This is a genomic window from Corynebacterium provencense, assembly GCA_900049755.1.
GTDB lineage: Bacteria > Actinomycetota > Actinomycetes > Mycobacteriales > Mycobacteriaceae > Corynebacterium > Corynebacterium neomassiliense.
The window spans coordinates 1,302,051-1,317,158 of record LT160592.1 but is presented as its reverse complement, the minus strand read 5'-3'; the positions used below and the strand labels follow the sequence as shown (position 1 = coordinate 1,317,158).

General features: G+C 67.9%; 9 protein-coding genes and 1 pseudogene. 6 read left to right on the top strand and 4 right to left on the bottom strand.

Annotation, left to right across the window (positions count from 1 at the left end; all coding sequences use genetic code 11):
• Nucleotides 1–2 precede the first annotated feature (2 nt).
• From BN3906_RS15045 to BN3906_RS05985, 5 genes are all read left to right on the top strand, one after another.
• A complete protein-coding gene (locus BN3906_RS15045) occupies nt 3–413 on the top strand; it encodes a hypothetical protein (RefSeq protein WP_147592814.1) in 411 nt (136 codons plus the stop codon).
• A gap of 122 nt (nt 414–535) precedes the next feature.
• Complete coding sequence (locus BN3906_RS06000) at nt 536–1,492, top strand: aldo/keto reductase (RefSeq protein WP_066585355.1); 957 nt, start codon at nt 536–538, stop codon at nt 1,490–1,492.
• A 690-nt stretch (nt 1,493–2,182) separates the two neighbouring features.
• Complete coding sequence (locus tag BN3906_RS05995) at nt 2,183–3,088, top strand: putative endonuclease domain-containing protein (RefSeq protein ID WP_261796862.1); 906 nt, start codon at nt 2,183–2,185, stop codon at nt 3,086–3,088.
• A 195-nt stretch (nt 3,089–3,283) separates the two neighbouring features.
• On the top strand, nt 3,284–5,791 hold the full coding sequence (locus BN3906_RS05990; RefSeq protein WP_078057166.1) for an acyltransferase family protein: 2,508 nt from the start codon (nt 3,284–3,286) through the stop codon (nt 5,789–5,791).
• 14 nt (nt 5,792–5,805) lie between these two features.
• A complete protein-coding gene (locus BN3906_RS05985) occupies nt 5,806–8,478 on the top strand; it encodes an acyltransferase family protein (RefSeq protein ID WP_066585352.1) in 2,673 nt (890 codons plus the stop codon).
• Nucleotides 8,479–8,525: 47 nt separating this feature from the next.
• On the opposite strand, the gene BN3906_RS05980 is transcribed toward BN3906_RS05985, so the two are convergent.
• Both BN3906_RS05980 and BN3906_RS05975 read right to left on the bottom strand, forming a co-directional pair.
• Nucleotides 8,526–9,212 carry a hypothetical protein gene (locus BN3906_RS05980; RefSeq protein ID WP_066585350.1) on the bottom strand — a complete coding sequence of 229 codons (687 nt, stop codon included), beginning with the start codon at nt 9,210–9,212 and terminating at the stop codon, nt 8,526–8,528.
• Between the two features lie 113 nt (nt 9,213–9,325).
• Nucleotides 9,326–10,507, bottom strand: coding sequence for a glycerol-3-phosphate dehydrogenase C-terminal domain-containing protein (locus BN3906_RS05975; protein WP_066585347.1), 1,182 nt, complete (start codon nt 10,505–10,507; stop codon nt 9,326–9,328).
• A 56-nt stretch (nt 10,508–10,563) separates the two neighbouring features.
• Between BN3906_RS05975 and BN3906_RS05970 the strand changes: the two genes are divergently transcribed.
• Nucleotides 10,564–11,217, top strand: a complete 654-nt coding sequence (locus BN3906_RS05970) for an SDR family oxidoreductase (RefSeq protein WP_078057165.1) — start codon at nt 10,564–10,566, stop codon at nt 11,215–11,217.
• Here the strand turns inward: BN3906_RS05970 and BN3906_RS05965 are convergent.
• Both BN3906_RS05965 and BN3906_RS05960 read right to left on the bottom strand, forming a co-directional pair.
• Nucleotides 11,207–13,079: pseudogene (locus BN3906_RS05965) on the bottom strand (aldehyde dehydrogenase family protein); the annotation flags it as partial. The gene BN3906_RS05970 and the pseudogene BN3906_RS05965 sit on opposite strands and share 11 nt — an antisense overlap.
• Before the next feature lie 43 nt (nt 13,080–13,122).
• Nucleotides 13,123–14,709 carry a proline dehydrogenase family protein gene (locus BN3906_RS05960; protein ID WP_436834815.1) on the bottom strand — a complete coding sequence of 529 codons (1,587 nt, stop codon included), beginning with the start codon at nt 14,707–14,709 and terminating at the stop codon, nt 13,123–13,125.
• Nucleotides 14,710–15,108 lie beyond the last annotated feature (399 nt).

Below are 15,108 nucleotides of genomic sequence, written 5' to 3'. Positions count from 1 at the left end.
CGGTGAGGTTCTGCAATCTTGATGACCCGGACAGGCGTCGCGATGCACGGGTCTCACTGTGGACAGTTTTGGCGGTTGTCCTTGTCGGCACCGGACTGGCAATTGGCTGGTGGGCATCTGATCTATTGAGTGACCGCTATCGCATTTTTCTTGAGGGCGTTTTTGGTATGGTTGATCGGCGAGACGTCAAGGTATCAAGGAATCCGCTGACGGGTGAAGGAATGCTGCTGCTACTCCTGTGTTCGGTCCCGCTCGTCGGCTATGTCGTGGCCTGGGTTGCCTGGGCGGTGCGGAGCCCTGCGGTGGGGAGGTTCCGAGACATATGGAAACTGTTTCTTGCAGGTGTTCTCGTGGCACTGTTCCCTGTCGTGTTGTTCATGTCCATCGGAGAGTGGCTTCTCATCGACGCGTGAGGGCGCGTGAGGGGTTGTCGATGCGGTGCCGGGCCCGGGGCCCGGTCGGAGGGGCCGGTCGGAGTCGGTCGGAGTACAGCGAAGTTCTGAAGCACTCCGGGTCACCGGCGTAGCCTGGGGCCATGACTGACACCACCTCCCTGTTCTCAGACGCCCTGCCCGTCGTTCTCGGCGGCAATACCTTCGGCTGGACCTCGGACGCCGAGGAATCTCAAGCTGTCCTGGATGCTTTCGTATCCGGCGGTGGATCGCTCATCGACACTGCCGACATGTACTCCCAGTGGGGTGAGGGACTGTCCGGCGGGGAGTCGGAAAGGGTGCTCGGGCAGTGGTTCGCGGCGTCCGGAAAGCGCTCTGACGTGGTGCTCGCCACCAAGGTCGGCGCGATCCAGTCGGCGCCGGGTCTGGAGCGCGGCGTGGTCGACCGGAACCTCGACGACTCCCTGAAGCGGCTCCAGACCGACGTCGTGGACCTGTACTACTACCACTACGACGACGAATCCGTGTCTGTCGAAGACCAGGTCGCCACCGCCGCTGCGCTGGTCGAATCCGGCAGGGTGAAGCACATCGGGCTGTCGAACTACACGCCGGACCGGATGCGCGAGTTCTTCCGCATCGCCGCAGGTTCGCCCGCCGCCCCGGTCGCGATCCAGCCCCAGTACAGTCTGCTGGCCAGGTCCGGTTATGAGAAGGACTACGCACCTGTGGTCACCGAGCAGGCTGCTGCCGGGCATGACGTCGCCGTGTTCTCCTACTTCTCACTGGCGTCCGGCCTGCTCACGGGCAAGTACCGTTCTGCCGGGGACATCGCCGGAACGTCTCGTGAGGGAATGGTCTCCGGATACCTGGCAGGTGGGGCTGACCCCTTCGCCGTTGTCTCGACTCTCCTCAGCGTGGCTGAGGGTCGCGGGCAGGAGCCCGCGACGATCGCCCTCGCCTGGCTGCGGGCGAAGGGTGTCACGGCTCCGATCGCCTCTGCCCGGACGGTGGAGCAGGTCGGTCCGCTGCTCGCCGGGGCATCGCTCGTCCTTGACGATGACGAGGTCGAAGCCCTGGATGCGGTGTCCGCCAACTTCTGACCTGCCGTTCGGTGAAGGTTCGGTGCCGTGTGATGCAGTGATGTGGCGTGGCGTGGTTCGGGCGTGGCGTGTTTCTGGCGTGGCGTGGCGTGTTTCGGGCGTGGCGTCCGCGGGTTGTGCTCTGAGTCCGCGGGTTGTGTCGGTTCTGGGCGAGAAGCGACACAACCCGCGGACTTCTGACACAACCTGCGGACGCCACGTTGTCAGATCCCCTGCATACCTGCAGTGCGCGTAGAGAGTCCGCGGGAACGGCATGAACGTCCGAAGAGTATCTGAAGAGACCTGACTGAGGTTTTTCTGTAGGGAATCCACAGAGCGTCCACAAGGTGGGCGCAGGGTCGGCGAGCCTGTGGACACAGGGTGTGACAGGACGTCGGGAGTGCAGTTGACTTGGCGTCCATGAACTCCGGGGGAGAATCGCGGCAGGGGTTCCGCGAACGCACTGCACACAGCACGCCACCACAGCCACCACAGTCACCACAGCCACTACAGCCACCACAGTCACCGGGCCCGGTCACTCCCGGTGCTCTCCTCCCGCTTCACCGCGAGTGCACACCGACGGACTGGTACATCAGGAGGATCCCCTGGCGCCGGTCCAACTTTCCTTCTCCCGTTCCCGACTGCCGGCCCTTCACCCGTGCCGAACTCACGCGTCTCGGAGTGTCCAGGGCGACCCTCCGGGACCGGTGGGTGAGCGTCGACTACGGCATGTTCATCCGCGATGAACAGCAGTTCCCTGAGACGTCATCTTCTACCGTGTACGGGCGTCGGATCCACCCGGCGACCTTGGTGCTGGCTCACCTCATCCGGCATCCGCGTCGCATCGCGACCTCTTTCGCGGCTGCGGTGTTCTACGGCATGAGGTACTTCGTCGATGGTGAGCAGCTCGAGTTCCTTACGCCGAAAGGCACCCGCCGGTCGGCATGCCCACCGCACGTGATCCTGTACCCCACCAGGTACATCGAGCGTCACCGCGCGGCTGCGTCGCCGGTGCTCGACGACCGTCCGGACCTGCTGCGTACGGATCCCCGGACCACCCTGTCGCGGATGCTGCGCAGGGTGTCGGTGCCGGACGCCACCCGTGACCGCTGCTGGCAGGTGCCTGACCTGTCGACGGTGCGTCCGGGATTCACCCGGGAGTTTCTGAGGTGCGTGCAGGTCAGTGATGCTTTCCATCAGGCTCTGGGGGCGACGGTGGTGGGCAGTCCGGCAGCGCTCGGGCTGCCGGGAGGGGTGGATGCCACGGACGCGGCCCGTGTCCTGGGCTACACGGATGTCGGGGCGGAGTCGCCTCCGGAGACGGTGCTGCGACTGGCGGTGGGGGATCTGGCCCCGGGACTGCACAGCCAGGTCCCGGTTTTCCGCGACGACGGTACCCTGCTGACCACCTCCGATCTCGCGTGGGAGGACAGGGGTCTGCACCTGTTCTATGACGGTGTGCACCATCTGCGCCGGGCGCAGCGTGACCATGATTCGAGGGTCCTGGCGGTCCTGCAGCGTGACGGTGGCCGGGTGCTGCGGGTCACGGCCGGGGATCTCCGGGACGTCAGGGCTGTAGCCGCTCTGCGCCGGAGGGTGGCGGTGGCGCTGGGGTGAGACGGTGGGCCGGAGAGAGAAGCAGGGGGGACGCCACCAGTGACCACTCTGCAGCCACCGTGCAGCCACCGTGCGGTCACTCTGCCACAACTTCGGCGCCACCCTGCATCACCCCTGACCGTCACGGCCCCGCTGACATCGGTGTTCGTCATCTGACTTCGGTCCGGGCACGCACATCTGTAGTGTATGGGCGTTATGAATTCGACCGCTCCCCGCTCCTACCGTCGGGACGTCGATGGCCTTCGAGGGTTGGCGATAGCTCTCGTGGTCATCTTCCACGTCTTCGTGGGACGGGTGTCTTCCGGCGTGGACGTCTTCCTGCTCGTCGGCGGCATCTTCTTCTTCGGGCCGCAGATCCGCAATGCCCTCAGTCCCACCGGGCAGACTCTGGTCCAGTCGGTGGTGCGGCTGTTGCGGCGTCTCTATCCTGCTCTCCTCACGGTGGTGACGGTGACCATGGTAGCGGGGCTGGTGGTGTATTCCCGGCCGAGGTGGGTGCAGACGGCGCAGGACGCCGCGGCGTCCCTCCTCTACCGTCAGAACTTCCACCTGGCGTCCCAGGGGCAGGACTATGCCGCGGTCGGTCGTGACGTGAGCCTGTACCAGCACATCTGGTCGATGTCTGCGCAGCTGCAGATCTACCTGGCGTCACTGGTGGTCATCGTCGTTGTCGCGTGGCTTGTCCGCAGGTGGCGTCGGGACGGTTCCGGGGTGCGTGCGGTGAGCGCGGTGACTGTCCTTCATCTGCTGCTCGTCGTCGCGACGGCGGCGAGTTTCGTCTACGCGGTGTACCTGCACAGTGTCGACCAGGGGTGGAACTACTACTCGCCGGTGAGTCGTTTCTGGGAGATCGGTCTCGGCGGTCTGCTGGGTATCTGGCTGGTCAACCGGGAACTGCCTGCGGGTGTGGCGAGGTTCCGTGTCCCCGCCGGGATCGTGGGGGTTGTCCTCATCATTGCGACGGGACTGTTCCTCGACGGCGCGGCCCAGTTCCCCGGCCCGTTGACCCTGATCCCCCTGACGGGTGCGACGCTGGTGATTCTGGCGGGTAATCCTGTCGCCGACCGGTCTGACCGGTCCGACCGTGCCGACCGGTCCGGTGAACTGGTGGGTGTCTCTGCTGTGCTGGTGACCCGCCCTTTCCAGTTTCTGGGCCGGGTCTCCTACAGCCTGTACCTGTGGCACTGGCCGTTGCTGGTCCTGGCCACGTTCCATTTCTCCACGGTGACGGGGCCGACGCGCACCGCCGGGGTGCAGGGCATCACCGCGACCCTGGGCCCCCGGAGGGGCGTCGCGGTCGGTGTGGCGGTCATCGTCCTGTCCCTGGCACTGGCGTGGCTGACCCAGCGCTACATCGAGACTCCGCTGCGTGAGGCGCGTAAGCCGACGCGGTCGTGGTGGCCGGCGTCACGGGAGGCGTTGCGGAGCAGGCCTGCGGTCGCTGTGGTGGGTACGGCGGTGGTGGTCAGTGCCGCGGTGGTGTCCACGGGGCCGGTGATGGAGTACCGGGAGAATGCCCGCCTGTCGGCGATGGACGCCGAGGACCTTGACCCGGCGCAGTACCCGGGCCCGCGGGCCTTCCTGGAGGACGCCCCGGTTCCTTCCGACGTCCCGGTGCGTCCCGATCTGAGCAGTGAGAAGCATATGCTGCCTCCGACGCAGGATGACGGGTGTTACGCCCGGTTCAGTGACACGGACATCGTGCTGACCCACGATTTCAACGATTCCTCGGAACCGTGTGTCTACGGTGACGTGAATTCGCGTCGAACGATCTATCTGGCAGGTGGTTCGCATTCGGAGCATTACCTGCCGGCGTTGGACGTGGTGGCGAAGTCGCAGCACATCCGCATTGTCCCGATCCTCAAGATGGGGTGTGTGCTGGGTATGCCTCTGCCGCGGCTGGGTGGTGACGAGTACCCGGAGTGTGCGGAGTGGGACGCCAGGGCCCAGCAGTACATTTTCGACAATCCGCCGACTGACGGGGTGTTCATGACGGTCACCCGTCCGACGACCATCGAGGGCGACGGCCCGGACCAGACGCCCACGGAGTACGTGGACATGGTGAGGAAGCTGTCGGACGCCGGGATCCACACCTGGGGCGTCCGCGACACCCCGTGGAACATGCAGGCCCCGGGTGAGCAGGGGAACGGACGCCTGTGTGTGGCGGAGGGACTGCTCGGTGACGGCCCGGGCCAGGACTGCGGGACCGACCTGAACCTGGCTATGGCCGAGGTGAATCCGGCGCTGGTGGCGTTGGACGGTCTCGATGTGACCGAGGTTGACCTGACGGATTCGATGTGCCGCGACGGCCGGTGCCCGGCGGTCGTCGGCAATGTCCTGGTCTACCGTGACGGGCAGCATTTCACTGACGTCTTCTCCCAGATGCTCGGCCCGGAGCTGGAGCGTCAGATGTTCGACCCGGATGCGGTCGCCGCGATGAAGAGCGCACAGGAGAAGGCGGTCGCCGACAACGGCGGGACGTCCGGTGTGTCGGGCGAATTGCTGCCGAAGGATGTGCGCCGCATGCCGAAGCCGGGCGAGGAAGGCTACGAGGAAGGCTACGTGGAAGGCTACGTGGAAGGCTATGACGCCGGTACCGCCGCAGAGGATGACGGCACCGCCACCACTTCCGCCACCGCCGCCACCACCTCACAGGGGAGCCCGCCGGCACAGCAGTCCACTGTTGACGGCTCCGCGCGGTAGGCTCAGTCACCGCCATGATCAGTACTTTCGACAGGCCGGGGGAGCCCCGCCGACGCAGTCTCCTGCACCGCAGGGACATTGACGGCCTGCGTGGACTGGCGATCGCCCTGGTGGTCGTCTTCCATGTCTTCGTCGGCAGGGTCTCCTCCGGTGTCGACGTCTTCCTCCTTGTCGGGGGAGTGTTCTTCTTCGGTCCGCAGATCCGCAACGCCCTGAACCCGGCGGGACTCACCGTGGTCCAGGCGTTCCTCCGCATTTTCCGTCGCCTCTACCCGGCTCTCGTCGTGGTGGTGGGGGTCACCCTGGCGGTGGCGGTGGCGGTGTTCGCCCGGGTGCGGTGGGAGCACACTGCCGGGGACGCCGTGGCGTCCCTGCTGTACCACCAGAACCTGCATCTGGCGTCCGAGGGGGAGGACTACTCCGCCATCGGTTCCGACGTCAGCCTGTACCAGCACATCTGGTCCATGTCCGCACAGATGCAGGTGTACGCGGGAAGCCTGCTGGTCATCACTCTCGTGGTGGGGGTGGTCTCCACGCTGCGGAGGAAGCGGGCGGGTGGATCACCGGCCCGTGGCCTCCTCATCGTCGTGACAGCGGCAAGTTTCATCTACGCCGCCTACCTGCATGCCACGGACCAGGGCCTGAACTACTACTCGCCCCTGACCCGGTTCTGGGAGATCGGTCTCGGCGGGATTTTCGGCCTGTACCTGCTCAACCGTCCTTTTCCCCGCAAGGTCCGGGTGCCGGCGGGGGTGGTCGGCGTGGTGCTGATCATCGGTACCGGCCTTTTCCTCGACGGTGCCGCGCAGTTCCCGGGACCGTTGACCCTCATCCCGTTGGCGGGCGCGGCCCTGGTGATCCTGGCGGGCAACGCCGACAGTGCCGACAGGGCCGACAGTGCCGAAAGGGCCGGTACCACCGCCCCTGTCGGCGTCCCGGCCCTGCTGGTCACCCGCCCCTTCCAGTTCCTGGGCAGGATCTCCTACAGCCTGTACCTGTGGCACTGGCCGCTGCTGGTCCTGGCGACGTACCTGTGCTCCCCGGACTCCACCACGGAGGTGGCGTCAGGTGGACTCCACGGCATCACCGCCTCCCTCGGTGGCACCCGGGGGACACTGGTCGGTCTCGGCGTCATAGCCCTGTCCCTCCTGCTCGCCCAGCTCACCTACCGTTTCGTGGAACGTCCGCTGCAGCAGCAGCGCAAGCCTCAACGGTCGTGGGTGCTGTTCCGGCGGGGGTACCTGGCCGGGCCGTTACGGACGGGGAAGGGCCGGGCGAAGGCGGTCGCCGCGGTACTTCTCGCGGTGGTCACCGGTGGCGTCATGGGTTTCAGCCCGTGGGTGCGGGCGGCCAACGAGAGCAGGACGAAGGCCCTCACCGTCGCCGACGTGGACCAGTCCCTGTACCCGGGGCCGGCGGCCCTGCTCGACGACGCCCCGGTTCCTCAGGTCGGGGAGGTTCTCCCGGATCCGATCAACGCCGACCCGATGATGGCGGACACTCTCAAGGACGGCTGCGTCGCACTGTTCGACACCACTGACCTGGTGTTCACGAAGATGACGAACACCACCGACGAGCCGTGCGAGTACGGTGACACGGAATCATCGCGCACCATGTACCTGGCCGGTGGGTCGCATTCGGAGCATTTCCTGCCGGCACTGGACCTCATCGCCAGGGAACGGCACGTGAAGATCGTGCCCGTCATCAAACTGGGCTGTGTGCTCGGAATGGGTGACCTGCCGAAGTGGGACGGTTCCGAGTATCCGGAGTGCGCGGAGTGGGACAGGAAGGCCCAGCAGTACATCCTCGACAATCCGCCGACCGACGGGGTCTTCATGACCGTCACCCGTCCCACGACCATCCAGGGCGACGGTCCAGACCAGGTCCCCGCCGAGTACGTGGACATGGTGAGGAAGCTGTCGGACGCCGGGATCCACACCTGGGGAATGCGTGACACCCCCTGGGTGATGAGCAGCCCCGGCGTCCAGGGCAATGTGCGGGTGTGCGTCGCCGAGGGCCGGTACACCGCGGGGGACGCCACGAAAGACTGCGGCATCGACCGGGAAGAGGCGGTCAGCGCGGTGAACCCGGCGGTCAGCGCCTACCGTGGTCTGGACATCACCGAACTGGATGTCACGGACGCCCTGTGCACGGACACCCGCTGCCCGGGAGTGGTCGGCAATGTGCTGGTCTACCGCGACGCCCAGCACCTGACGAACCTTTTCGCGGCGATGCTGGCACCGGAGATCTACCGCCAGATGTACGACGGCGGGTCGATCAGCGGTTCGGCGTCCGCCACCCGGGGCCCTTCAGCCACCGGAGGAGGGGACACCACCGACGGTCCTGCGCCGAAGGACGTGCGCCGGGTGCCGAAGCCGCTGGAACCCGGCTACACCGAAGCTGACCCCTCCCTGCTGGAGGAGGATTCCGGTGCGGGCAGATCGACAGCACCGTCGCGCCCGGCGTCGCAGTCTCCGACACGTCCGCCGGCAGCACCGGAGCCTGCCCCCGCACCTGCCCCTGAGCCTGCACCGGTGCCGGACACGGGTGGAACCGGCGGGGTCGTGGACAACGACTACGACGGGTACGACGACTACACCGGTGCGGTGATCCCCGGCGGGGTGGCGGACCCGGCGTACTACGGCAACTACTACGGCAACCCGTACGGCTACGGATACGGATACTGACGCCGGAGCGGGCGGGACTCCCCTGGCGGGAATCCCCCGGCAGCCCGTCAGGAGTCGTCGTCGCTGACCTCCATGAGGTCGCGGACGGTGGCGAATTCGTCGAGCCCCATCTGCTCCAGCATTCCGGGACCCTCCTCAGGCCACACGTCGGCCCCGTGGACGGGCAGGAAACTCAGGGAGTCCCCGTCGGGCAGGCAGAAGACCACGGAATCCTGCGCGGTGAGGTTGAGCAGGGCGTCCCCGAGCAGGTCGTCGGGGAAGAGGGTGACGAGGATGACCTCTGTGGGCCCGTCGGCGGAACTGTCGGCGTCCCCGTCACCGGGGGCGACGGCACCCACCACCTCAGGCAGTGAGACACGCAGCTCCGGTGCCGACCGGATCCCCTCCAGGTACGCCTGTGCCAGATTCTGCCGGTGCAGTCGCAGGTTCGTGTCCTCGTCCTGGAGGGTGCGTACGAACACGGGGGCCGTCGGGTGGAGGAACTCCTCGGGGCGGGTCTCCTGGTCCACCGCCCATTCCGCGTAACTGCGGAACTCAGGGGAGGGATCGCCCGAGAGGAACTGCAGGTCCCTGTTCGCGGCGAACTTCGCCTCGGAGAGTTTCGCGGCGGATCCCGCCAGGGGGGCGTTGATCCCGTAGTAGGACCACTGCGGACTGGTGGTGGGGTTGTGCCGGAAAACAACCTGTGCGATGAAATCTCCGGGGGAGACGGGGCCGGTAGCGGGTTCGGTCATGGTGTGCCTCCGATGTTCAGTGGCGGTGCGCCGGGGTTCCGTGCGGTACCGGAGGTGCGGGAAGGTCGGTGAAGCCCGGGCAGATGATCATGCCCCCAGTATGCCGCAGGTGTTCACACCAGCGTGGGAAGCACCTCCCGGAGGATCTCACGCGCCGTTTCCTCGCACGCTGCCCGGTCGGCGGGGACGAGTCCGATGCGGGTGCGCCGGTCGAGCAGGTCACTGACCGTCAGAGCGCATTCGTGGGTGACGTGGAACTCCAGTTCCGCCCGGACGACGTCGATGTCGTGGGTGCTGTGGCCGACGGTGTCGAGGGGATTGTCCACTGTGGCGTCCCGGAGGACCTCGGGGGCTTCACAGCCGAACCTGCCGACCATCGACGTGGGAAGGCCGTCGAGGTCCGCTGGGTCGACCCCGGCGGAGGATTCCGCGGTCGGTGCGCCGACGACCGGGGTGGACGCCGTGACGCACGGACCGGCGGTCACCCCGGATCCGGCGAGGAACCGGGCCGCGGCGTCGACGGCTCTCTCGGCGACGAGCCGGTATCCGGAGTGTCCGACCTCCGGGGCCGTGACAGTGCCGGGGAAGTTCGCTCCGGGGATCGTCCTGCCCGGGTCCGGTATCCGGGAGCCGGTCGCGTCACCGGTCGTGTCGATGATCACCCCGGCCTCGACCTGGAAGACCTCGGGGAGGGGGCGCCTCAGTTCCTCCCTCAGCAGGTCCGTGGCAGGTCCCGAACCCGGTCCTGAATCCGGTGCCGGGTCGGTGCAGGGGGGCAGGGTGTCTGTCAGGGTGACGCGGGCGACGGTGCCGTCGGTGTGGATTCCGGTGGCCCCGCAGTACGTCAGCACCCGGGCACCGTAGCCGGCGGCGGTGCGGGCGAGTGCGGCGACGAGGCGACCGTCGTCGACGTGCCGGACGCCGCGGAACAACCCGTGCCCCGCTTCAGCCCCCACACCGTGCCCCACACCGTACCCGATGCCGTGCCCCACACCGTGCCCGCTGAACAGGGTGAGGATCCGGGCAGGCAGAGGACGTCTCCCGGTTGTACCTGCTCCCGTACCCGCACCCGTCCCTGCTCCCGGGACCGTGTGCGGCACTGCGCCACCGGTCCGGCTTCCGGCCAGGTGCGGGGCCGTGAGCTCGGTGAGGATCCTGCGTTCCCGGGCCAGTCTCCCGGGACGGCCCAACCCGCCCAGTCTGCCCAGCCTCCCCGGCCTGCCCCGCGCACGCGGTCCCGTCGCGGCACGCGGATTCGTCGACCAGTCCACGGTCAACGAAGAGATGGCGTACACGGGCTGGCGCAGGAAACGTTCCGAGTCGGAGTCCTGTCGATTATACGCATCTAGAGGTGCAGAAGAGACGGGAGGAGAAACTCAGGCAGGTGGCGTCCCGGATCGCCGCGGAGACCCCGGACGCCACCACCCACGTCATCACCCTCGACGTCACCGACCCCGGATCCGTGGACGCCCTGGCCACCCGCGTCGCCGGGCTCGGCGGCGTGGACCTGCTGGTCAACAATGCCGGCGGTGCGCGCGGCCTCGACAGCGTCCTCGACGCCGACATCGGGGACTGGCGCTGGATGTACGAGGCGAACGTCATCGGGACACTCCAGGTCACCCGGGCCCTGTTCAGCGAGCTGAAGAAGACCGCCGCACCCCAGGTCATCAACATCGTCTCCGTCGCGGGACGGTGGGGCTACCGGGGTGGGGCGGGGTACAACGCCGCGAAATTCGGTGAGACGGCGCTGACCGACGTGATGCGCATCGAGTTCGCCGACGAGGGAGTGCGCGTCTGCCAGATCGACCCGGGCAGGGTGGCCACCGACTTCAGCCTGAACCGGTTCAAGGGGGACGCCGGACGTGCCGGAGCGGTCTACGCCGATGTCCTCAACCTGCAGGCGGGGGACATCGCCGAGACCGTCCGCTGGGTGGCGGACCGCCCGGCGCACATGGACGTGGACACGGTGATGATCCGGCCCGTCGACCAGAACCTCAGGATCTGAGACGTCCCTGACCTGTCAGTTCCTCCGCCAGGGCGTGGAAGTCCGGGGAGGGGTTGCCGAAACGGTGCAGGGTGACCGCCAACGACTGCTCCTTCAGCCAGTAGCGCAGTTCGACCCGGCCGGAGGCGGTGACGGCGTCGTCGAGGACGGTGACGTCAGGGCGCCCCGCCAGCTCTTCCAGTGTGGTGTGGGCGACACGTCCGACGAAACGGACCCTGGCAGGCTCGTCGCCGAGGGCGTCGAAGAGCAGCAGTGAGGTGAAGGTGGCGTCGTCGACGGTGCGGGCGGGGGGAGTGCCCAGGGTGTCCGTCGCCGTCGCCAGCACCTCAGTCACCCGGGGGTCCACGGCAGGATCGGCGAGAACCTGGACCGGTGCTGCGGCGCGCCGGGCGGCGGCGAGGGTGCGTGCCACCTCCACGGCCGTGGCGTCCGCGCTGACCCGCAGCACAACCTCCGTGGGCAGGTAGCGGAAGATGTTCGCCTCACTGTGCAGGCCGGTGACGTCGCGCGGTGTCCCGAACTCCGTGTTCCAGGTGTCCCTGTCGTCGAGTGCGGCGGTGGTGAGCCAGGCGAGGTCGGCGTCGTCGACGGACGCGGACCGGCCCAGGGCGGTGAGGAAGGCGTCCACCGCCCCTGACGCGTCCCCGGTCACCCCGGTACCGTCACCCGGCCCTGTACCAGGATCAGGCGCCCCGGCGTCATCGGACCAGGTGCCCATGAGCATCACATAGTTCGGGCCGCCGGCCTTCGACCCCAGCCCCACCGAGGACTTCTTCCACCCGCCGAAGGGCTGGCGCCGCACGATCGCCCCGGTGATGCCCCGGTTGACGTAGGCGTTTCCCACGCGCACCTTATCCAGCCACCTGCGGACCTCGGCGACGTCCAGGCTGTGGATACCTCCGGTGAGCCCGAACTCGGTGGCGTTCTGCAGGTCCAGGGCGTCCTCCAGGGTTTCGGCCCTCATCAGCCCGAGCACCGGGCCGAAAACTTCGGTGAGGTGGAAGAAAGAGCCGGGCTGCACGTTCGTCCGGATCCCCGGCGACCACAGGCGTCCCGTCCCGTCCAGCTGACGTGGGGTGACCAGCCATTCCTCACCGTCCTCGAGGGTCGTCAGCGCGCGGGTCAGTTTGTCGGAGGGCAGTTCGGTCAGCGGTCCCGTCGTCGCACGCAGATTCGTCGGCCAGTCCACGGTCAACGAAGAGGTGGCGTCCACGAGCTGGCGCAGGAAACGTTCCGAGTCGGCGACGGACCCGACGAGAATACCGAGGGACGCCGCCGAACACTTCTGCCCCGCATGGCCGAACGCCGAGGACACCAGGTCGGCGACCGCCAGGTCACGGTCGGCGGAAGGGGTGACTATGATCGCGTTCTTGCCGGAGGTCTCCCCGTTGATGCGCAGCCCGGGACGCCAGGACGAGAACATCGCGGCGGTGTCCGAGGAACCCGTGAGGATCACCCGGGAGATACCGGGGTGGCTGACCAGTGTCCGGCCGGTGGCCCGCTCGGCCGGGTACACCCCGCGCAGCAGGTCACGGGGGACACCGGCGTCCCACAGTGCCTCCAGTACCGCCATCGAGCAGTGGGGACTGGGCTTCGAGGGTTTGTGGATGACACCGGCACCGGCGGCGAGGGCGGCGAAGGTACCTCCGGCGGGGATGGCCAGCGGGAAGTTCCACGGCGGGGTCACCAGCACCACCTTGTCCGGGGTGAACCTGGCGTGACGGACCCTGTCCAGATCCTCCGCACTGTGCGCGTAGTAGCGGGCGAAGTCGACTGCCTCGGAAATCTCCGTGTCGGACTGGGCCACAGATTTTCCGACCTCGGCGGCCGCGACCGAGACCAGGTGACCGCGGCGGGAGGCGAGGGTGTCCGCGGCACGGGAGAGGACCTGTCTCTTTTAAACCACTATATGCGGATAAGAGACCGGGGGGACGAGGGTGGACCTTGTGGGCCCGTCTGGGGGACTGCGGGCGTCCCCGGCCCCGGGGGTGCNTTGTCCGGGGTGAACCTGGCGTGACGGACCCTGTCCAGATCCTCCGCACTGTGCGCGTAGTAGCGGGCGAAGTCGACTGCCTCGGAAATCTCCGTGTCGGACTGGGCCACAGATTTTCCGACCTCGGCGGCCGCGACCGAGACCAGGTGACCGCGGCGGGAGGCGAGGATGTCCGCGGCACGGTAGAGGACTGCCGCGCGCTCATGGGCGGGCCGGGCGGCCCACCGTCCGGCGGCGGCGGTGACCGAGGCGACGAGAGGGTCGATGTCCGCCTCCGTCACGGACTCCGGAGAGGACAGCTGGTCGAGGAACCCGGGTTCCGCGGACCGGGCGACAGCTGCGGCGGCCCAGTCCTGGTTGGCGGTGAGGGAGGGGTCGGTGTCCGGTTCACTCCGGAACCCGGGCAGCGGAGTGTCAAGGTAGCTGGTCTCCGGAAGGACCTCGGAGGAACGGTCCTGCCGGCGGTTGGGGGCCGGAGGTGTGCCGCCCTGTTCCTGCAGCAGTACCGCCAGGTCCGCCAGGGAGGACCGGAACCGGCGTTCCTCCCGGCGGAAGACGTCGTTGTCCGGGGCGATCCTGAAGATCCCGGACATGAAGTTGGTGGGGGCGGAGTTCTCCTCCAGGCGCCGGACGAGGTAGGACACCGCGACGTCGAACTCGCTGGGGCGCACCGCCGGCACGTAGAGCAGCAGCTGGCCCACGTCCCTGCTCACCGCACCGGCCTGGTCACCGGCCATGCCCTGCAGCATCTCGAACTCGACCTTGTCGGAGACGCCGCGTTCGACGGACAGGAGATGCGCGAAGGCGATGTCGAAGAGGTTGTGTCCGGCCACGCCCAACCGCAGCCCGCGGAGACTGTCCCTGGTCAGGGTCCGGTGCAGGACAAGCTTGTAGTTGGCGTCGGTGGCCTCCTTGGACGGGCAGGTGACCAGCGGCCACCCCTGCATCTCGGCGTGCACCGTCTCCATCGCCAGGTTCGCACCCTTGACGAGTCGGACCTTGATCCCCGCACCCCCGGCGTCCACCCGTCGGGCGCCGAAGGCGGCCAGTTCCTCCATCGCGGCGAGGGCGTCGGGCAGGTAGGCCTGGAGAACGATGCCGGCCTCGAGGTGTTTCGTCTCCGGCAGACTCATCAGCCTCCGGAACACAGCGACGGTGAGTTTGAGGTCCCGGTACTCCTCCATGTCGAGGTTGATGAACTTCGACCCGGCGGGTGCTTTCGCCGCCTCGAGGTAGAGAGGGGTGAGCCGGTCGACGACATAGTCGACGGTGTCGCGGTAGCCCCACATGTTGATCTGGGAGGCGACGGAGGACGCCTTGACCGAGACGTAGTCGATGTCGTCCCGGGCGAGCAGTCGGCGGGTCTCCGCGAGGTGGTGGTCGGCCTCGTCCTCGCCGAGGACCGCCTCCCCGAGCAGGTTGATGTTCAGCCGGTGTCCGCCGGCGGTGAGGGTGGCGACGGCCCTGCCCAGCGGCCGGTCGTCGGCGTCGACGACCATGTGCCCGACCATGGAACGGATGCGGGACTTCGCCACCGGGACCACCACCCGGGGCAGGGTGGTGGCCAGTGCCGCACCTGCCCTGATCTGGGCACGGTCGAGGAGGGAGAGGGTCTTCGGGGTGATTTCCCCGAGGTCGGCGAGGGCTCTTGCCGCAGCGTCCGGGTCCTCGGTGCGTACCACGCGGTCGACGAACCCGACGGCGAAGTCGAGGCCCTGAGGGTCGGAGAGGACGGCGGCGAGGCGTCGGGCGGCACCGGTGCCTGCGGCTGTTCCCCGGCCTTCCGGACGGGCGGCGGTGAGCCAGGCCCGGACTTTCCCGGTGGCGGCGTCTGCCAGGCGGGTCAGCCCGGTGGTCGGGGTGGTGTTCGGGTCGGTCATGGTGGTGCCGGGCCTTTC